Origin of the sequence: Burkholderia sp. MSMB0856 (genome assembly GCF_001524645.2) — a bacterium.
GTDB classification, from domain to species: domain Bacteria; phylum Pseudomonadota; class Gammaproteobacteria; order Burkholderiales; family Burkholderiaceae; genus Burkholderia; species Burkholderia diffusa.
This window is the reverse complement of the sequence record NZ_CP013428.1, coordinates 1,788,950-1,807,035: the sequence shown is the minus strand read 5'-3', so window position 1 is coordinate 1,807,035 and position 18,086 is coordinate 1,788,950. Positions and strand designations below refer to the sequence as shown.

At 67.5% G+C, this 18,086-nt stretch carries 17 protein-coding genes and 1 pseudogene; 11 read left to right on the top strand and 7 right to left on the bottom strand.

Annotation, left to right across the window (positions count from 1 at the left end; translation table 11 throughout):
- Positions 1–97 precede the first annotated feature (97 nt).
- The 4 genes from WS87_RS25685 to WS87_RS25670 all read left to right on the top strand — a co-directional run bounded on the left by WS87_RS25685 (position 98) and on the right by WS87_RS25670 (position 4,636).
- On the top strand, positions 98–1,078 hold the full coding sequence (locus WS87_RS25685) for a LysR family transcriptional regulator (protein ID WP_059819449.1): 981 nt from the start codon (positions 98–100) through the stop codon (positions 1,076–1,078).
- Between the two features lie 200 nt (positions 1,079–1,278).
- Positions 1,279–2,568, top strand: a complete 1,290-nt coding sequence (locus WS87_RS25680) for an NAD(P)/FAD-dependent oxidoreductase (protein ID WP_059819448.1) — start codon at positions 1,279–1,281, stop codon at positions 2,566–2,568.
- 16 nt (positions 2,569–2,584) lie between these two features.
- Positions 2,585–3,142, top strand: coding sequence for a helix-turn-helix domain-containing protein (locus WS87_RS25675; protein ID WP_059819447.1), 558 nt, complete (start codon positions 2,585–2,587; stop codon positions 3,140–3,142).
- A 147-nt stretch (positions 3,143–3,289) separates the two neighbouring features.
- Entirely contained in the window at positions 3,290–4,636 is a 1,347-nt protein-coding gene (locus WS87_RS25670) for a glutamine synthetase family protein (protein WP_059819446.1), read from the top strand.
- A gap of 8 nt (positions 4,637–4,644) precedes the next feature.
- On the opposite strand, the gene WS87_RS25665 is transcribed toward WS87_RS25670, so the two are convergent.
- The 5 genes from WS87_RS25665 to WS87_RS25645 all read right to left on the bottom strand — a co-directional run bounded on the left by WS87_RS25665 (position 4,645) and on the right by WS87_RS25645 (position 9,748).
- A complete protein-coding gene (locus WS87_RS25665) occupies positions 4,645–5,160 on the bottom strand; it encodes a GNAT family N-acetyltransferase (RefSeq protein ID WP_059819445.1) in 516 nt (171 codons plus the stop codon).
- A gap of 103 nt (positions 5,161–5,263) precedes the next feature.
- Entirely contained in the window at positions 5,264–5,653 is a 390-nt protein-coding gene (locus WS87_RS25660) for a lysozyme inhibitor LprI family protein (protein ID WP_059819444.1), read from the bottom strand.
- 51 nt (positions 5,654–5,704) lie between these two features.
- Entirely contained in the window at positions 5,705–6,466 is a 762-nt protein-coding gene (locus WS87_RS25655; protein WP_059819443.1) for an N-acetylmuramoyl-L-alanine amidase family protein, read from the bottom strand.
- A 148-nt stretch (positions 6,467–6,614) separates the two neighbouring features.
- On the bottom strand, positions 6,615–8,234 hold the full coding sequence (locus WS87_RS25650) for an FAD-dependent oxidoreductase (RefSeq protein WP_059819442.1): 1,620 nt from the start codon (positions 8,232–8,234) through the stop codon (positions 6,615–6,617).
- A complete protein-coding gene (locus WS87_RS25645; RefSeq protein ID WP_059819441.1) occupies positions 8,234–9,748 on the bottom strand; it encodes a polyamine aminopropyltransferase in 1,515 nt (504 codons plus the stop codon). Before WS87_RS25645 ends, WS87_RS25650 begins: the two co-directional genes overlap by 1 nt.
- 121 nt (positions 9,749–9,869) lie before the next feature.
- Between WS87_RS25645 and WS87_RS25640 the strand changes: the two genes are divergently transcribed.
- Genes WS87_RS25640 through speD form a run of 5 tightly spaced genes read left to right on the top strand, consistent with a single transcriptional unit; the run spans position 9,870 to position 13,385 of the window.
- Positions 9,870–10,256: a DUF350 domain-containing protein gene (locus WS87_RS25640; RefSeq protein WP_059819440.1), complete on the top strand. Its 387-nt coding sequence runs from the start codon at positions 9,870–9,872 to the stop codon at positions 10,254–10,256.
- Between the two features lie 26 nt (positions 10,257–10,282).
- Positions 10,283–11,335, top strand: coding sequence for an SPFH domain-containing protein (locus WS87_RS25635; protein ID WP_059819700.1), 1,053 nt, complete (start codon positions 10,283–10,285; stop codon positions 11,333–11,335).
- Positions 11,336–11,344: 9 nt separating this feature from the next.
- On the top strand, positions 11,345–12,865 hold the full coding sequence (locus tag WS87_RS25630) for a DUF4178 domain-containing protein (RefSeq protein WP_059819439.1): 1,521 nt from the start codon (positions 11,345–11,347) through the stop codon (positions 12,863–12,865).
- Entirely contained in the window at positions 12,865–13,011 is a 147-nt protein-coding gene (locus WS87_RS34060; protein ID WP_175911781.1) for a hypothetical protein, read from the top strand. The genes WS87_RS25630 and WS87_RS34060 overlap by 1 nt, the downstream gene beginning before the upstream one ends.
- Entirely contained in the window at positions 13,008–13,385 is a 378-nt protein-coding gene (gene speD, locus WS87_RS25625; RefSeq protein WP_059819438.1) for an adenosylmethionine decarboxylase, read from the top strand. The genes WS87_RS34060 and speD overlap by 4 nt, the downstream gene beginning before the upstream one ends.
- Before the next feature lie 7 nt (positions 13,386–13,392).
- On the opposite strand, the gene WS87_RS25620 is transcribed toward speD, so the two are convergent.
- A complete protein-coding gene (locus tag WS87_RS25620; RefSeq protein WP_059692120.1) occupies positions 13,393–13,845 on the bottom strand; it encodes a type II toxin-antitoxin system RatA family toxin in 453 nt (150 codons plus the stop codon).
- A gap of 185 nt (positions 13,846–14,030) precedes the next feature.
- On the opposite strand from WS87_RS25620, the gene WS87_RS25615 reads away from it, so the two are divergent.
- Together WS87_RS25615 and WS87_RS25610 are read left to right on the top strand one after the other, a co-directional pair.
- Entirely contained in the window at positions 14,031–15,071 is a 1,041-nt protein-coding gene (locus WS87_RS25615; protein WP_059526842.1) for a bifunctional nicotinamide-nucleotide adenylyltransferase/Nudix hydroxylase, read from the top strand.
- A gap of 74 nt (positions 15,072–15,145) precedes the next feature.
- Positions 15,146–16,579, top strand: coding sequence for a nicotinate phosphoribosyltransferase (locus WS87_RS25610; RefSeq protein WP_059819437.1), 1,434 nt, complete (start codon positions 15,146–15,148; stop codon positions 16,577–16,579).
- 42 nt (positions 16,580–16,621) lie between these two features.
- Here WS87_RS25610 and WS87_RS25605 read toward each other — a convergent pair.
- Positions 16,622–18,079, bottom strand: a pseudogene (locus tag WS87_RS25605) (aminotransferase-like domain-containing protein).
- Between the last annotated feature and the right edge of the window lie 7 nt (positions 18,080–18,086).

Genomic DNA, 18,086 nt, shown 5'->3' with positions numbered 1-18,086 from the left:
GCTTTCCTCGATAGTGAACGGCTCGTATAGTGAGCGATCGTCCTCGGCTCGGCTACGGCGGCCCGGTTATCGCTGTCATTACAGGAACTCATGGATCATGGAAGACCTCGACGGAGGACTTGTCAGCGGCTTGCTTGTACTCGCGGCCATCGCCGAATCCGGGAGCTTTGGCCGTGCCGCATCTCGTCTGGGCAGGACTCAGCCTGCAGTCAGTCGCGCCATTCAGCGACTGGAGGACCGCCTGCACGCGAAGCTCGTGCATCGCACCAGCCGGCACGTCGAAGTGACGGACGCTGGCCACGAGCTGCTGTCAAAGGTGCGGCCGTTGCTCCAGGGAATCGAAGAGGCAACCGCCGAAGCCTCCGGCCAGACCTCGCTCGTCAACGGAACGCTCCGTGTGGCGTGCGACGCGGCGTTCGCTCGCCTGGTGCTGGCGCCGGAGCTGGCCCAGTTCATGAAGGATTACCCTGCGCTTCATCTGAAGCTGGAAACCCGGAACGACGTGCCAGACCTGGTAAGCGACGGATTCGATCTCGCCATACGATTCGGGACGCCATCCGTTTCCACGTTGGTCTGTCGCAGGCTGTATAGCCCGCGGGTCCTGACGGTGGCCGCGCCGTCCTACCTGGAGCAACGCGGTCGGCCGAGGTCGCCGCAGGATCTGGTCGATGACGGCCATGAATGCATCCTGGCCATCGATCCGGCTACCGGTCGGCCCTTCGACTGGGAATTCTGGCGCGACAACGAGAAAGTGAAAGTGGCTGTCAACGGGAATCTGACCGTCACGGATGCGGGAACCAAAATCGGCGCGTGCGTTGCAGGCTTCGGGATCGCTCAGCTGATTGACCTCGGAATCGACGCGCACCTGCGTGCCGGCACGCTGGAGCCGATCCTGACGGACTGGCGCGACGAGACGTTCCCGCTTTATGTCTACTACCCCAGTCGGAATCACGTTCCGGCCAAGGTGAGAGCGTTCATCGACTTTGTCGTCGGCATGATGCCCGGGCTGCAGTCGAAGGGCCATGGCGCTTGCCAGCGACCGTCATCCGCTGTGCTCGAAACGCTGCATCGCGAGTAGAAGGCGACATTTCCAAAGCGCTACTACATGGCTCGCAGGAGCACTCCTGCGAATTGACAAATCGCACCGCCCCCCCTGAAAAGCGCCCAACTATAGTTCGTCGGACCACAAGACGTGCCCTCATTCTCCCGCTTGCTCTCGTGAAATTGCCGTGCTAATTTTTCATGAAATTATCCGGCGAGAATTTCACGGGAGTCCGCATGTTCGTGCAGTCCGACCGTCACGTCGCAAGCTACTACGCCGGCACTTACCCGGCGCCGATTCCGCGGCGGCCCGAACTGGACGAACGCGTCGACGCCGACGTGCTGGTCGTCGGCGCGGGCTTCAGCGGGCTGCATACGGCGTTGCGCCTCGCGCTTGCGGGCAAGCGCGTGGTCGTGCTCGAGGCGAGCCGCGTCGCGTGGGCCGCATCGGGCCGCAACGGCGGGCAGGCGCTGCTCGGCTGGTCGTGCGACATGCAGCCGCTCGAGGATTCGCTCGGCCGCGACGGCGCGCGCGTGCTGTGGGACAGCATGCGCTGGGCCGCGGCCGAAGTGCGCGAACTGCCCGCGCGGCACGGCTTCGACATCGACTACCGGCCCGGCAGCCTGTGGGCCGCGGTGCGGCCGCGTCGCGTCGCGATGCTCGCGCAGGCCCGCGACGAGGCCGCGCAGCGCTGGGGCTACGACCGGCTGCGCGTGATCGGGCCGGACGAGATGCCCGAGTGGATCGGCAGCGCGCGCTATCTTGCCGCGCTCCACGATCCCGAGGCCGGCCATCTGAATCCGCTGAAGCTCGCGCTCGGTCTCGCGCAAACGATCGAACGGGCCGGCGGGCGCATCTTCGAGCAAAGCCGCGTGCTCGACTGTCGCGAGACCGCGGGCGGTCACGTTGCCCGCACCGCGCGCGGCGAGGTGCGCGCGGACGTGCTGGTGCTCGCGTGCAATGCGTATGTCGACCGGCTCGATCGCGAACTGTCGCGCCGGTTGCTGCCGGTCGGCACCTACCAGGTCGCGACCGTGCCGCTCGCGCCGGACGTCGCACGCTCGCTGCTGCCGCGGAACAGTTGCGTGATCGACAACCAGTTCGTGCCCGACTACTTCCGCCTGAGCCCCGACAACCGTCTGCTGTTCGGTGGCGGTTGCACGTATCTCGGCGGGATTCCGATGGACATCGCGGCCGCGACGCGCCCGCACCTCGAACGCGTGTTTCCGCAACTGGCCGGCGTGCCGCTCGACTACGCGTGGGGCGGCCACATAGACATCAGCATGCGACGCACGCCGGACATCGGCCGTCGCGGCCAGCGTTTCTGGCTGCAAGGCTTCTCGGGGCACGGCGTGTTGCCAACGCTTGCCGGCGCGCGCGCGGTCGCCGATGCCGTGCTCGGCGACGATCGCCTGCTCGCGCAGTACCAGCGCATCCGCAACCCGCGCTTCCCCGGCGGCGATCGTCTCGCCGCGCCGCTGGAAGCGATCGGCAAGGCCTGGTACCGTTTGCGCGATACCGTCTGACGCACCGGAATCCACCATGAACGAACAGGAAGAGATAGAAAGTCTGGCGATCCTGATCCGCGATCTGCGCAAGCATCGCAAGGTCACGCTCAACGATCTCGCGGAACGGATCGGCCGCTCCGTCGGCTTTCTGTCGCAGGTCGAGCGCGGGCTGTCGCGTCCGACGGTCGCGGATCTCACCGCGATCGGCGAGGCGCTCGGCGTGCCGACCACGTATTTCTACAGCCTCAGCAAACCGCGCAGCGTGCCGTGGGTCACGCGGCCCGACGAGCGGCGCACCGTGTATTACGCGGCCGGCATCACGGACATCCTCGTGTCGCCGAACATGCGTTCGCGCTTCTCGATCCTGGAGAGCCATCTCGCGCCCGGCGCGAGCAGCGGCGAGCGCTCCGTCGACGACAGCGACGAGCAGGGCGGCTTCGTGCTCGAAGGCGAGCTGACAATCTGGATCGACGGCGACGACACACCCGTCACGCTCGGCCCGAACGACGCATTTCAGCTTCCCGCGCACAAGCGGTTTCGTTACGCGAACCTGAGCGATGCGCCGGCACGCGTGATCTGGGTGTTCACCTGAGGTTGTCGGACGGCGGCGCGACGGGGCGTCGCGCCGTGCTGCCGGTTTGCAGTACTGATCGATAGCGGGCATGTGACGTGCCGCATGCCGATGAGTCCGGTTCGCCGCGCCGCGGCACCGCCATACAAGACATGGAAAGGATGAGACATGGCTGACGTCGTTCCCGTGCTGGTCGATGAAATCCGCGCATTCCGGCAGGCGCATCCCGAGATCCGTTATGTCGACCTGATCTGTCTCGACCTGCCGGGCCATTTCTACGGCAAGCGCTATCCGATCGATGCGCTCGAGAAGGTCGCGTCGGGTTCGCTGCTGAAGCTGCCGCAGAACTGCGTGCTGCTCGGCACGCAGGGCGGTCTCTACAAGATCGGCGACTACTGTTTCAACGACGGCGACCCGGATGCGCCGCGTCGCCTGATTCCCGGCACGCTGAAGCCGGTGCGCTGGGAGCGGCAGCCGCTCGCGCAAATGCTGATCAGCTCCGACGGCACGGATGCGCCGATCGAGTTCGAGCCGCGCGAAGTGCTGGCGCGCGTGCTGCGGCGGTTCGCGGCGCGCGGTATCCGGCCGGTCGTCGCGTTCGAGCTCGAGTTCTATCTGTTCGCCGCGCAGCTCGCGGACGGGATGCCGCAGTATCCGCGCGATCGCTTGAGCGACGACCGCGACGACCAGCCGAACATGCACATCGAACGCCTGTCGCGGTTTTCCGACGTGCTGCACGAGATGGTCGAGGCCGCGTGCGAGCAGGGCGTCGACGCGACCGTGATCACGGCCGAGCTCGGCCCCGGCCAGTTCGAGATCAACTTCGGACACACCGACGACGCGTTGCGCGCGGCCGATTGGTCGGCGCTGTTCTGTCGCAGCACGCGCGGCGTCGCGTTGCAGCACGGCTATCGCGCGAGCTTCATGGGCAAGCCGTATCTGCATGCGCCGGGCAGCGGGATGCACGTGCACGTGAGCCTGTACGACGACGCGGGCCGCAACCTGCTCGCCGCGGACGGGCAGCGGCCGCTGCGGCATGCGGTGGCCGGCTGCCTCGAGCTGCTGCCGCACTGCATGCCGGTGTTCGCGCCGAATCACAATGCGTTCCGGCGCTATGGATCGATGGTGAACGCGGCGAGCCGTGCCAGCTGGGGCTTCGAGGATCGCGATGCGTGCATCCGGATTCCGGAATCGGATGCGCGCAATCTGCGGATCGAGCATCGGCTCGCGAGCGCGGACGCGAATCCGTACCTCGTGCTCGCGGCGATCCTCAGCGGGATGGAGCACGGGCTCGACGCACGGATCGAGCCGATCGCGCCGCTCAACGACGATCGCGGCAGCGGGATCGATTTTCCGAAGGAGATGCTCTCCGCCGTCGCGGCGATGCAGGATCACGCGGCCGTGCGGGAAGGGCTCGGCAGTGAATTCGTGATGGTGTATTGCGAGAACAAGCGGCAGGAGGAGCTGGATTTTCGAAACGAGATCGGGGCGCGGGAGTATCGGTGGTTTCTGTGACGGTGTGACTAAGGAAGCGCACGCCAATAGCGGATCTCTTCGATCGGCACACCGTCGATCTCGAACGTCTTGGCGTCGCGCTCGGCGACGAAACCTTCGCGTTCGTAGAATGCCTTCGCCCGACGATTCTCGACGAGGACCCACAGCGATACCCACCGATGCCCCGCGTCATGCAGCGATCGGCGCGCATGGGCGACCAGCGCGGCACCGATTCCCAGGCCGCAATGCGACGGATGCAGATAGATCGCCTCGATTTCGCCCCATGCGGGATCCTTGTCGGAGTCGCGCGTCGGACCATAGGCGATCCAGCCCCTCGGCTCGCCTTCCGTGAAGGCGAGTGCGACACGTGGCCGTCCAGCGTCGAGCACGTCGCGCCAGGCGGTGCTGCGCTGTTCGACCGACAGACCGGCGAGGTACGAGGCAGGCATGATGCCCGGGTAGGTTGCGCGCCACGATGTGACGTGGATTTCGGCGATGGCCGATGCATCGACGGACGTTGCGGCGCGGATGTCGATCGTCGTCATGTTCGATGTCGTCGATATGCCATCGGGTTGCCGAATGACGGACGGTGCACGAAAGAAGGTACCGCGCCGCGAATCGACTCACGGCGCGGCACCCGGTCAGCCCTTACTCCCCGAGCTTCGCCGTCACGCACCCCGTGCTCGAGCACTCGCGCTCGCGTTCGCGCAGGAACGACAGGCGCGATTGCGTGTAGTCGATCGCGCATTGCAGATTCACGAGATAGCCGTCGTCGCGCGTTTCGCTGCAGCGGTCGTCACGCTGCTTCATCCACGCGAGCTGACCCGTCTTCAGCTTCGCCTGCTGGTCGCCGCTCAACTGCTTGCGCACGCGGCCGTACTCGTCGTTCAGCTCGCGGTCGAGCTGCGAGAACTCGTTGCTGCTGCAGTACACCTGGTCGAACGCGCTGCGCGGTTTGCCGCAGCCGGCCGCATGCGCGGCGAACGGAACGGCGAGCGCAAGCAAAGCGCAGGATACGAGCAGATTCTTCTTTTTCATGGCACTCCTCCTCACTGGGTGAAATCCGTTGAAAACCAACGGGCGTTACCTTTACCTGGCCGCCGTACACACGTCGATCCCGCCCGCGATCGCGGTGGCGAGGCGCTGGATCGTCTCGCGCTGCGCGAGACGTTTTTCCTCGTCGGGATTGACGATCACGCCGGCCTCGACCAGCACGGCCGGAATCGGCGCGGTGCGCAGCACGACGAGATCGTCGAAGCGGTGGATGCCGAGTTGCGGATCGATCAGCGGACGGTTCTCGCCCTTGATCGGCTGCGCGTGATACAGCGATGGCCGTTCGCCGGTCGCGATCAGCCGCTCGGCGATCGCCTTCGCGCAACGCAGGCTTTCCGCGTAGTGCGGATTGCGCTCCGACACGAACACGGCGAAACCGCGGAATTCGCGCTGCCGGCCCGCGTCGATGAACTGCTGTTGCATCGAATCGTGATGGATCGACACGAACAGGTTCGCGTCGGGGGCCTGCGTCGAGCGCTGGTCGAGCGCGATCTCGCGGCCGTCGGCCGACGTGCGCAGTACGCGATCGCCGTGCGCGGCGAGCTTCTCCGCGACGGCGGTGGACAGGTCGAGGTTGTATCGGTATTCGACGCGGCCGCTGGCGCCGGTGGCGCCCGGGTGGGCCGGCGTATGGCCGGTGTCGACGACGACGTAGCGGCCGGAGGCCGGCTGCGCATCCGGGCTTGCGGCATCGGCCGCATGCAGCGCCGGCGGCACGCCCAGCAGCGGCGCGCACGCGAGCAGGCGCGCGGCTGCGCGTACGAACGGGCGAAGGCGTCGAACGGTTCGGTTTGTCATTGTTGTTGTCGAGGAGGGCATGCGGCGCGTCGTATGGCGCGCACCGTCGGCCTGTTCAATGCAGTCGGAATGTCGCGCGATTATAGCGGTTGCCGGCGGCGCCGCAATGACGAAATGACCGCTGCCCCACGGCGTCGCGCGCCGGCGATCAGGCGAGCACGCGCCGGGCGGCGAGCATGCCCCAGTACGACGCTTCCTCGAACAGCGACAGCCCGGACAGGTCCGCGTGCGCGAACACGACGGGGCCGTCTGCCTCGCGCAGCGCGAGCAACCCCGGCCGGCTCAGGAATCCGACGTCGGGCGTCGCCATCGCGTGGCCGCGCACGGTGATCTCGAGCGCGGTCGCATGTTTCCACAGCTCGCGTCCGTAGACGGCCTGCAGGTCGATCGCCGCCTGCTCGCGCAGCGCGTCGGGCTTTGCCTGCGCGAGCCAGCGACGCGTGTCGTCCGGCGAGCGCGTGCTTAGCGCCTGATAGGCGGAGAACACCGAACGCGTCGGCGGCGACATCCGGATCAGCTGGTGCGTCGACACGACATAGCCGAGCCCCGCGCCTTCGTAGACGACGTTGTCCCATGCGAGCGGCACGCCGGCCTCTTCGGCCGGCATCCCGTCGAGCAGGAAGTTGGACACGAGCCACGGCGCGCGCGGTGGCAGGTCGCGCACGGGATCGAAGCCGTATGCGTGAAGCTGCGGGAACACGCGCGCCGCGACGAACAGCGGCATCGCGCTGACGACGCGCCGCGCCTTCAGCATGAACGTCGTCAGCGTACCGTCGTCGGCGAAGCGTGCGCACAGCACGTCGACGCCGCCGTTTCGTTCGGTCGCGCGAACGGCGAACCCGTCCCGCGACCACGCGTTCGAGCCGGCGCGCGCGGTGATCGAGTCGCTCAGCTTCGTCACCATCGTGTGGAGTCCGTCGGGCCAGGTCAGCACCGCGCCGTCGCCCGCATCGCTCGCGTGACCGCCGCGCGACGCGAAGTAGTGCAGACCGGCCCATGCGGACACGCGCTCGTAGCCCGCGCCGTAGTCGTCGCGGCAGCAGTAGTTCAGGTACCAGTGCAGCGCGCTCGCGGTGTAGCCCTCGTCGAGCAGCCACTGTTTGAACGAACGCCGGTCGAGCGCGCGCCAGCGCGGGTCGCGCGACGATTCGGCGATCGGGATGCAGAACACTTTGCGGCCGTCCGTGCCGCGCGCGGCGCGCAGACTGTCGGTGTAAGCGAAGAAGAGCGTTTGCTGCGCGAGCGCGGCCGCGTCGAGGCCGGTCGTCGGCACGATGCCGTCCTGCCACTGGCCGGCGATGAACAGCCGCTCGTCGGGCGCGTGCACGAGCGCGCGCTCGTCGAATGCGGGATGCGCGGAGAACGGTGCCGATTCGATCACGCCGAGATCGGCGAGCATGTCGCGCAGATGCGCGGATTCGAGCGACGGCAGCGGCAGGTAGTGCGCGCCTTTCGGATAACCGAGCTCGCCGAAGCGGCCGCCGGCCGCGTTGCCGCCGAATTCTGGGCCGGCGAGCACGACGAAGCGCGCATGACCGGCGCGCGCGAGCTGCCACGCGCATGACAGGCCGGCCGCGCCCGCGCCGAGGATCGCGACGTCGGTCTCGATCGTGCCGGACGGCGGCGGCAGCGCCGCGTGATCGCGCAGCGCGTGACCTTCGCGCATGCCGGGGTAGCCGACGCGCGGCGTCGTCTCGATCCAGCCGGTGCGCCCGCACGCGGCAAGCGATGCGGCCGCGGACGCGACGAGGAACGTGCGGCGATCCATCAGCGCAGCACGTGCTTCCAGTCGTCGTCGAAGCGTCGCACGAGCGGCTGGTCGTTGAGTTCGTTCGGCGACATCGGCAGCGCCGGCATGTCGGCCGGGAAATGGAACATCTCGGCGGCCGTCTGCGCGTCGAGCCAGCGCGTCGGCACCGAGTAGCGCGTCGGCACGGTGAAGTCGTGGCGCTTGCCCGCGATCACGAAGCCCCAGTCGCCGAACGAGGGCACGTAGCAGTGATACGGCCACGTGTTGAGCCCGGCTTCGTGCAGCGTCGCGATGATCGTCCAGTATGCGTGCGGCGCGAAGTACGGCGACGTCGACTGGATCACCGCATAGCCGTTTTCCGACAGGTGACGTGCGAGCAGCCGGAACACCGGCACCGAATACAACCGGCCGAGCCCGAAGTTGGTCGGATCGGGGAAGTCGACGACGATCGCGTCGTACACGTCGGCGTTCGATTCGAGCCAGCGCACCGCGTCGTCGTTGATCACCTGCACGCGCGGGTCCTTCAGTGCGCCCTGGTTCAGTTTCACGAGCGGCGCCGAGGTCGAGAACAGCTTCGTCATCGCGGGATCGAGATCGACGAGCGTGATCCGTTCGAGGTTGCGGTGCTTGAGCAGTTCGCGCACCGCGAGGCCGTCGCCGCCGCCGAGCACGAGCACGCGTTTCGCCCACGGCAGCGCCTCGATCGTCGGATGGATCAGCGCCTCGTGATAACGATGCTCGTCGCGCGACGAGAACTGCAGGTTGCCGTTCAGGTACAGCCGCATGTCGTCGTGCCATTGCGTGAGCACGATGCGCTGGTGCGGCGTCGTTTCCGAATAGATTGTCTCGTCGCCGTATACGCCGTGCTCGGCCCAGTGCGTGATGCGGTCTGACAGCGCGAAGCCGGCGACGAGCAGCCCGATCACGAGCGACGCGCGCATCAGCTTGCCGCGCACGTTGCGGATCTCGTCGCGGAACAGGTGCGTGGTCCACAGCGCGACGAATGCGTTCAGTAACCCGAACAGAAAGCTCGTGCGCAGCAGGCCGAGACGCGGCGCGAGCACGAGCGGGAAGATCAGCGACACGGCGAGCGAGCCGAGATAGTCGAAGGTCAGCACCTCGCTGACGGTATGGCGAAACGCCTGGCGGCGCTGCTGGAACGCGCGCATCACGAGCGGGATCTCCATCCCGATCAGCAGGCCGAGCGCGAGCACGAGCGCATAGAGCGCCGCGCGGAACGGCGCGGCGAGCCACGCGAACACCGCGAACAGGAGTGCGGCCGATACGCCGCCGACCAGGCCGACGAGCAGCTCGATGTCGACGAAGCGATCGAGCACGTCGTCGTCCTCGACGAACTTCGCGAGCCACGAGCCGATCCCCATCGCGAACAGATAGCAGCCGATCACCGACGAGAATTGCAGGATCGAATCGCCGAGCAGGTAGCTCGACAGCGCGCTGCTGATCAGTTCGTAGCCGAGCCCGCACGACGCGAGCACGAGGATCGACAGGACGAGCGCGCGCTTATGCAGCATGGCGCGTCCGTTGTGCAGGGCTCGTCAATGTGGATATACTGGCGCGGATTTTCGTGGGGCGGCCCGCCATGGGCCGGCCGGCGAGGGGGCGGCGAACCGAGCACAAAATCCGAGGAAAAGAATGAATAGTGCCTATCTTTATGCGGTTCATTTGCTGTCGGCGTTCGTGCTGCTTTTCGTGTTCGCGGCAGTGTACCTGAAGGTCACGCCGTTCGACGAACTGGCACTGATCCGCGACGGCAACGCGGCCGCGACGCTGTCGTTCGGCGGCGCGCTGATCGGCTTCTGCCTGACGCTCGCCTCCAGCATCGCGCACAACTCGACGCTCGGCGAAGTCGTGCTGTGGGCCGTCGGCGCGATGGCCGTGCAGCTCGCCACCTATGCGGTGCTGACGCGCCTGATTCCCGGCATGAATCATGCAATCGAGGATCGCAACATCGCGATGGGCGGCCTGATGGGCACCGCGTCGCTCGTCGTCGGCATCATCAATGCCGCGTGCCTGACCTGACGCGCCACGCGCTCGAGGAGACCGACATGAGTCTGGGTTCGTTTATCCGCAAGCAGTTCATCGACGTCCTGCAATGGACGGAAGACACCGACGGCGTGCTCGCCTGGCGCTATCCGATGGAAGACCAGGAGATCCAGTACGGCGGCCAGCTGACCGTGCGCGAAACGCAGGTCGCGATCTTCGTCAACGAAGGCAAGGTCGCCGACGTGTTCCAGCCCGGCCTGTACAAGCTGGAAACGCGCACGCTGCCGGTGCTCACGTACCTGAAGAACTGGGACAAATTCTTTCAGTCGCCTTTCAAGTCGGACGTGTACTTCTTCAGCACGCGGCTGCAGCTCGGCCGGCGCTGGGGCACCGCGCAGCCGGTGACGATCCGCGATCGCGAATTCGGTTTCGTGCAGCTGCGCGCGTTCGGCATCTACTCGTACCGGATCGTCGACGCGGCCGCGTTCCACCGCGAGGTGAGCGGCACGCGCGCGCAGTACACGGTCGACGATCTCGAGCAGCAGCTGCGCAACCTGGTCGTCACAGCGATGAGCACGACGTTCGGTTCGGCCGACGTGCCGTTCGTCGACATGGCCGCGAACCAGACGCTGCTGTCGCAACGCGTCGCCGAGGCGCTGGTCCCGGTGTTTACGCGCTACGGCCTCGCGCTCGATGCGTTCGCGGTCGAAAGCGTGTCGCTGCCGGCCGAGTTGCAGAAGGCGCTCGACCTGCGGATCGGCGCGGGGATGGCCGGCGATCTCGCCCGCGCGACGCAATACCAGACGGCACAGGCGATCCCGCTGGCCGCGCAGAACCCGGGCGGCATCGCGGGCGTCGGCGCGGGGCTCGCGGCCGGCGCGGCGATCGGGCAGGCGATGGCCGGTCAGATCGCGGGCGCCGCGCAACCGGCGCCGTCCGCACCGCCCGCGCCCGTCGCGGCACCGGTGGCTGGCGCGCAGCCGGCCGCACCGGCCGAGGGAACCGATTACGTGCAACGCCTCGAACAGCTGAAGGCACTGCTCGACAAGGGCCTCGTGACCGAAGAGGACTATTCGCGCGCGAAGGCGGAAATCCTCGCGAAGCTCACCCGGTAAGCGTCGCGCATGTTCAGCACTTCGTGCCCCCAGTGCGGCGCGCCGGTCGAGTTTCGCTCGGCGGCGGCGGTGATGGCCGTCTGCGCGTTCTGTCGCAGCACGCTGCTCAAGCGCGGTGCCGACGTCGAACGCATCGGTGAGCTCGCCACGGTGCTCGACGACGCGTCGCCGATCCAGATCGGCACGGCCGGGCGCTACGGCAAGCGCGCCTTCACTGTGCTCGGCCGCCTCCAGATGACCTACGACGCCGGCGCGTGGAGCGAGTGGTACGTCGTGTTCGACGACGGCGCGTTCGGCTGGCTGTCGGATGCATCGGGCCAGTATGCGGTCACGGTGCGCGAGCCCGACGACGCATCCGGCGGCGCGTGGCCTGCGTTCGGCACGCTGGAACCGGGCATGCGGATCGATCACGGCGGCCGCGCGTTTCTCGTGTCCGATGTGCGCACCGCGCGCTGCACGGGCGGCGACGGCGAGTTGCCGTTCCGCGTCGATGCGGGCTGGGAAGCGCGCGTCGTCGACCTGCGCACCGGCAACGCGTTCGCGACCTTCGACTATTCCGACGCCGATGCGAACGGCGGGAGCCCCGCCGTCTATACGGGCGAGGCACTGGAGTTCGACGCGCTCGCGTTCGCGGGGCTGCGCGATACCGAAACCGATACGCGGGAGAAACGCGGCGCGGAGATGGTGCCGTTCGCGTGCCCGAGCTGCGGCGCGCCGCTGTCTTATGTGCCGAACGTGGCCGATTACGTCGTGTGCGGCAGCTGTCACGCGGGCGTGCAGTGCACGGCCGAGCAGCAGACCGTGTTCGCTGCACAGCGCAAGCTCGATGCGGTGAAGGGCGCGCTGGAACTCGGCGCGATCGGCACGTTCGACGGCGTGAAGTACACGGTGATCGGCATGATGCGTTGCCGCGTGCCGGGTGACGACGAGACGTGGGACGAATACCTGCTGCTGAATCCGAAGCGCGGCTTCCTGTGGCTCGTGCAGAGCGAAGGGCGCTGGGAGCGCGTGCAGGTGCTCGATCGCTGGCCGACGATCGGCGGCGAATCCGACGTGACCGACGACGGCAAGACCTACCGGCTGCGCGAGACGTACGACTCGGAAGTCGTGTACGTGGTGGGCGCGTTCAACTGGCGGGTGCAGGTGGGCGACCGCACGTCGATCGTCGACTATGGCTGGCAGAAGGACAAGCTCACGCGTGAGCGCAGCGCCGCGGAAATCGTCTGGTCGCGCGCGCAGCCGTTGTCGGCCAGCGCGCTGGCCGAACGCTTCACCACGCCGGCGCTCGCGAAGGAGGCGGTTGCGTCCGCAACTGGTTCCGCCGGGCAGTCGACCGGCCTGTTCGGCGCGAAGCACCCGCACAGCTTCGCGCCGCTGCCGCTCGTGTTCAGCGCGATTCTCGTGATCTTCAACATGGGTTCGCTGTTCTCGTTCAGCGGCCGCTCCGTCTACGTGCTGATCGGCCTGCTCGTGCTGTGGCTGCCTGAATGGCTGTGGAAGAGTTTCGCGTCGGACGGGGGCAACGCGTAATGCGCTACATCCTCTACGGACTTTACGGGCTGATCGTCGTCACGTTGTTCAGCTGCGCGTCGCTCGGCGGCAGCGGCTCGGGCGGCGGCGGGTGGGGCAGTTCGTCGGCGCGCAGCGGCTACTCGTCGTACGGGTCGCACAAATGACGGCGCGCGACGGTCTCGCCGCGCCGCGTGCGATGCTCGGCTCGCACGTGCTGGCCGATCTCGCCGGCATCGACGCGGCGCTGCTGCGCGACGCCGCGCGGCTCGAGACGATTCTCACGAACGCCGCGCGGCAGGCCGGCGCGCACGTGATCGGCGCGCATTTCCATCATTTCGGCGGCGAGCACGGCGTCACGGGTGTCGTGCTGCTCGCGGAATCGCACATCACGATTCATACGTGGCCCGAGCACGGCTTCGCGGCCGTCGACGCATTCATGTGCGGCGCCGCGCGCGCGGCCGATGCGGTCGATGCGATCGCCGCCGCGCTCGGCACGCATGCACAGGTTCGGCAGCAGGTGGCGCGCGGCGTCGCGTGAGCGACGCTCAGTGCGGCAACGCTTCGGCTTCGGCCCAGCGCTTGAACGAATCGAGACGCCGGCGCGTGTGCACGAGATAGAACGCGCCGATCAGCGGTTCGAGCAGCCAGCGCAGCCAGGACGGCTGCGCGCGGAACTGGTACGTAAACTTCACTTCGGTCGTGCCCGGCGTGCGCTCCGTGAAATTCCAGCTGCCGCTGAAGCGTTCGAGCACTTTCGGCCCGTCGACCATTTCGATGGCCGCGACCTGCGGCGGACGGTACGAGATGTAGCGCGACACCATCGTCGCGCCCGACTGGCTGCGGCAGAACGCGTCGACGCCGACGTCGGCCGTCATCCCGTCGAGCAGATACGCGTCGGCGAGGAAGCTGTCCCACACGAGCCGCCGCGCGTAGTCTTGCGACCACGTGAAGAGGCGTCTGCGATCGACGCCAACGATCCGGCTGACTGAGATCCTCATGATGGATGGCGGGCGCCACGGCGCGGATTGGGATGAAATCGAGTGTACCGCGCCGGCGCCGCGCGTTTCGTCAGACTTCGTCAAGTCGAGCGCGTGCTCGATTGACCTTCTCCGGGAATTCCCCTACGATCGATTCCATGCCTTCGGGAAAGACCCGAAGCGTTTCAATCTCTTGAGGGAGCCTCATGAGTACGCAACAGAACCGGCGCTTCGACGCGCTCGTTTTCATTGGTCGTTTCCAGCCCCCGCATCGTGGTCACCTGAACGTGCTGAAGTCGGCACTGAGCCGGGCCGAGCGCGTGTGCGTGCTGATCGGGTCGACTGACAAGCCCCGCACCATCAAGGATCCGTTTTCGTTCGACGAGCGCTGCCAGATGCTGGCTTCGCTGCTCGAGCCGTCCGAGCGCGATCGCGTGACGGTCGCGCCCGTGCAGGATTCGACGTACAACGACGGCGACTGGGTGCGCTGGGTGCAGGATGCCGTGGCCGCCGCGCTCGGCGACGTCGCGCAGCGCAAGGTCGGGCTGATCGGCCACGAAAAGGACGCCACGTCGTATTACCTCCGGATGTTCCCGCAATGGGAGCTGGTCGACGTCGATGCGACCGAAGACATTTCCGCCACCGAAATCCGCGACCAGTATTTCGCCGAACGCACCAACAGCTTCGTGCAATGGGCGGTGCCGGAACCCGTGTTCGGCTGGCTCGAACATTTCCGCACGCAGCCGCAATTCGCGCAGTTGAAGGCCGAAGCCGAATTCATCGCCGCGTATCGCAAGGCTTGGTCGGCCGCACCGTATCCGGTCACGTTCGTGACGGTCGATGCGGTGGTCGTGCACTCGGGTCATATCCTGCTCGTGCGCCGGCGCAGCGAACCGGGTCGCGGCCTGTGGGCGTTGCCGGGCGGCTTCGTGAACCAGGACGAACGGCTCGACGCGGCGTGCATCCGCGAATTGCGCGAGGAAACCGGCCTGAAGCTGCCGGAGCCCGTGCTGCGCGGCTCGATCAAGGATCGCCAGGTGTTCGATCATCCGGCCCGCTCACTGCGTGGCCGCACGATCACGCACGCGTGCCTGTTCAACTTCCCGACCGGCGAGCTGCCGCGCGTGAAGGGCAGCGACGACGCCGACAAGGCGCGCTGGGTGCCGCTCAACGAATTCGCGCAGATGCGCAACGTGATGTTCGAGGATCACTTCGAGATCGCGTATCACTTCCTGGGGAAGCTGTGACGCGCTGATTCCCCGGATTCCGGTCCGCCGCGACAGACGCGGCGGCACTTCAACGGCCTAGAGGAGCTCTAGCCATGCAAAACGATCCCGGCGGCTTTGCCGCGGTTCTCGCCAATCCGATCCTCAACACGGATTCGTACAAGGCTTCCCACTTCCTGCAATATCCGCCCGACGCGCAGGCGATGTTCTCGTACGTCGAGTCGCGCGGCGGCCGCTACGACCGCACGCTGTTCTTCGGCTTGCAGATGCTGCTGAAGGAATATCTGTGCCGGCCCGTCACGCACGCGATGATCGACGACGCCCGCGATTTCTTCGCGGTGCATGGCGAGCCGTTCAACGAGGACGGCTGGCGCCATATCGTCGAGCATTACGACGGTTACCTGCCCGTGAAGATTCGCGCGGTACCCGAAGGTTCGATCGTGCCCGTGCACAACGTGCTGATGACCGTCGAATGCGACGACCCGAAGGTGTTCTGGCTCGCGTCGTATCTGGAGACGATGCTGCTGCGCGTGTGGTACCCGGTGACGGTCGCGACGCGCAGCTGGCACCTGCGGCAGACGATCCGACGCTTTCTCGAGAAGACCGACGACGATCTCGCGCAGTTGCCGTTCAAGCTGCACGACTTCGGCGCGCGCGGCGTATCGAGCGCGGAATCGGCCGCGATCGGCGGCGCGGCGCATCTCGTGAGCTTCATGGGTTCGGACACGGTGCTCGGCGTGCTGGCCGCGAACCGCTTCTATCGCGAGCCGATGGCCGCGTATTCGGTGCCGGCGGCCGAGCACAGCACGATCACGTCGTGGGGGCGTGAGCACGAAGCCGATGCGTATCGAAACATGATCGCTCGCTTCGGTCTGCCCGGCGCTATCGTATCGGTCGTGTCGGACTCCTACGATCTGTTCGACGCGCTCGCGACGTGGGGCGGCGCGCTTCGGCAAGCCGTGATCGATTCGGGCGCGACGCTGGTCGTGCGTCCCGATTCGGGCGACCCCGTGGCGATCGTGCTGCAGACCGTGCGCGCGCTCGACGCATCGTTCGGTTCGTCCTTGAACGGCAAGGGACGGCGCGTGCTGAACCACGTGCGCGTGATCCAGGGCGACGGCGTCGACGAGCTGTCGATCGACGCGATTCTCGCCGCGCTCGACGACGCGGGCTATGCGGCCGGCAACGTCGTGTTCGGGATGGGCGGTGCGCTGCTGCAGCAAGTCAATCGCGATACGCAGCGCTTCGCGATGAAGTGCTCGGCGATCCGGCGCGACGGCGTGTGGCACGACGTGAGCAAGGATCCGGTCACCGATCCGGGCAAGCGCTCGAAGAGGGGGCGGCTCACGTTGCTGCGCAATCGGCGCACGGGAGAATACCGGACGGTGACGCTGCCGGTCGCGTGGGACGATCGCGCGCTCGAAGGCGAGTGGGACGATGCGCTCGAAACGGTGTTCGATACGGGGAGAATGCGGGTCGATACGACGTTCGCGGAGGTGCGGGCGAGGGCGCACGCGGCGGAAGTGTGACGGTGGCGGCGGGGCGTTCGTGCGTCCCGCCGCCTTCGATGGTCATCGGTCGCCGGCCAGTGTGCTGTCGCTGCGTTCCGCCGCACGCGTCGCGTCCATCGCCCGCGCCAGCGCATCGAACACCGCCGGCCCCTTGCAGCGCGACACGTTGAAGCGCATGAACGACGTCGCGCCGTGCGACGCGCTGAACACGTTGCCGGGCGCGAGCACCACATCGTGGTCGAGTGCATGACGCGCCACGCGCGCGGCATCGAGCCCGTCGGGCAGTTCCGCCCAGACGAACAGGCCGCCGCGCGGTTCGGTCCAGATCCCGAGCCCGGCGCGCGCGAGCCGCCGGATCGTTTCGCCCATCGCATCGGCCAGCTACGCACGCAGGCCGTCGAGATGGCGCCGGTAGGTGCCGTCGACCAGCAGCCGGTGCACGACGTTCGCGCCGATCTGCGCATTGCCGAACGACGTCGCGAGCTTCAGGTCGACGAGCGCGTCGATCCATTCGGGGCGCGCGGCGACATAGCCGCAGCGGATTGCGGCCGACAGCGTCTTCGAGAAGCTGCCGATCGACACGACGCGCGACAGCCCGTCGAATGCCGCAAGGCGCGGCGCGGGCGTGCTCTCGAAATCCGCGAAGATGTCGTCCTCGACGATCAGCAGGCCGTGCTCGGCCGCCAGCGTCAGCAGCCGGTGCGCGACCGGCGGCGCGAGCGTCGCGCCGGTCGGGTTGTGCAGCGCCGCGTTGGTGATGTACAGACGCGGCCGATGCTCGGCGAGCACCTGCTCGAAGCGTGCGAGATCGGGGCCGTTGGGCGTGAACGGCACGCTGACGATCCGCGCGCGATGTGCGCGCAGCAGCGCCTGGAAGTTGAAGTAGCACGGATCGTCGAGCACGACGGTGTCGCCCGGCTCCAGCAGCAGCCGGCACACGAGATCGAGCGCGTGCGTTCCGCCGTCGGTCAGCATGATCTGCGTGGGCTCCGCATGGACGCCGTGCTGCGCGAGCCGCCACGCCAGCTGCTGGCGCAACGCGGGCAGCCCGAGCGGCGTCGCGTAGTCGGTCAGCGCGTCGGGTTCGTCGCGCGACGCCGCGCGTAGCGCCCGTCGCAGGCTCTCGTCCGGCAGCCACGACGACGGCAGCCAGCCGCAGCCCGGCTTCACCGAGTTCGGCGCCGCCTCGAGCGCCTGGCGCGACAGCCACAGCGGATCGAGTTCGCGATCGAGGCGCGGGCCGAGTTCGGCGAGCGCGAGCGGCGGCGCGTGGCCCGACACGTAGAAGCCGGAGCCGCGCCGCGCGACGAGCACGCCTTCGCTCGCGAGCCGCTCGTATGCGTCGACGACGGTCGACTTCGACACGTGCAGTGCGTCGGCCATCATGCGGATCGACGGCACGCGCGCGCCGGGCATCAGCGCGCGGCTCGCGATCCTTGCACGCAGCGTGTCCATCACGGTTTCCACGCGCGTGCGCGACGGCGCGGGCGGAGCAGGGGCTTGCACGGAACGGCTCATGGCGAGA

What these genes read in the sequence shown, in the direction of transcription:
- WS87_RS25675 (WP_059819447.1), top strand. Translation starts at nt 2,585, where the DNA reads ATGAACGAACAGGAAGAGATAGAAAGTCTGGCGATCCTGATCCGCGAT.
- WS87_RS25660 (WP_059819444.1), bottom strand. Translation starts at nt 5,653, where the DNA reads ATGAAAAAGAAGAATCTGCTCGTATCCTGCGCTTTGCTTGCGCTCGCC.
- WS87_RS25655 (WP_059819443.1), bottom strand. Translation starts at nt 6,466, where the DNA reads ATGACAAACCGAACCGTTCGACGCCTTCGCCCGTTCGTACGCGCAGCC.
- WS87_RS25665 (WP_059819445.1), bottom strand. Translation starts at nt 5,160, where the DNA reads ATGACGACGATCGACATCCGCGCCGCAACGTCCGTCGATGCATCGGCC.
- WS87_RS25680 (WP_059819448.1), top strand. Translation starts at nt 1,279, where the DNA reads ATGTTCGTGCAGTCCGACCGTCACGTCGCAAGCTACTACGCCGGCACT.
- WS87_RS25630 (WP_059819439.1), top strand. Translation starts at nt 11,345, where the DNA reads ATGTTCAGCACTTCGTGCCCCCAGTGCGGCGCGCCGGTCGAGTTTCGC.
- WS87_RS25635 (WP_059819700.1), top strand. Translation starts at nt 10,283, where the DNA reads ATGAGTCTGGGTTCGTTTATCCGCAAGCAGTTCATCGACGTCCTGCAA.
- speD (WP_059819438.1), top strand. Translation starts at nt 13,008, where the DNA reads ATGACGGCGCGCGACGGTCTCGCCGCGCCGCGTGCGATGCTCGGCTCG.
- WS87_RS25640 (WP_059819440.1), top strand. Translation starts at nt 9,870, where the DNA reads ATGAATAGTGCCTATCTTTATGCGGTTCATTTGCTGTCGGCGTTCGTG.
- WS87_RS34060 (WP_175911781.1), top strand. Translation starts at nt 12,865, where the DNA reads ATGCGCTACATCCTCTACGGACTTTACGGGCTGATCGTCGTCACGTTG.
- WS87_RS25620 (WP_059692120.1), bottom strand. Translation starts at nt 13,845, where the DNA reads ATGAGGATCTCAGTCAGCCGGATCGTTGGCGTCGATCGCAGACGCCTC.
- WS87_RS25670 (WP_059819446.1), top strand. Translation starts at nt 3,290, where the DNA reads ATGGCTGACGTCGTTCCCGTGCTGGTCGATGAAATCCGCGCATTCCGG.
- WS87_RS25645 (WP_059819441.1), bottom strand. Translation starts at nt 9,748, where the DNA reads ATGCTGCATAAGCGCGCGCTCGTCCTGTCGATCCTCGTGCTCGCGTCG.
- WS87_RS25610 (WP_059819437.1), top strand. Translation starts at nt 15,146, where the DNA reads ATGCAAAACGATCCCGGCGGCTTTGCCGCGGTTCTCGCCAATCCGATC.
- WS87_RS25615 (WP_059526842.1), top strand. Translation starts at nt 14,031, where the DNA reads ATGAGTACGCAACAGAACCGGCGCTTCGACGCGCTCGTTTTCATTGGT.
- WS87_RS25650 (WP_059819442.1), bottom strand. Translation starts at nt 8,234, where the DNA reads ATGGATCGCCGCACGTTCCTCGTCGCGTCCGCGGCCGCATCGCTTGCC.
- WS87_RS25685 (WP_059819449.1), top strand. Translation starts at nt 98, where the DNA reads ATGGAAGACCTCGACGGAGGACTTGTCAGCGGCTTGCTTGTACTCGCG.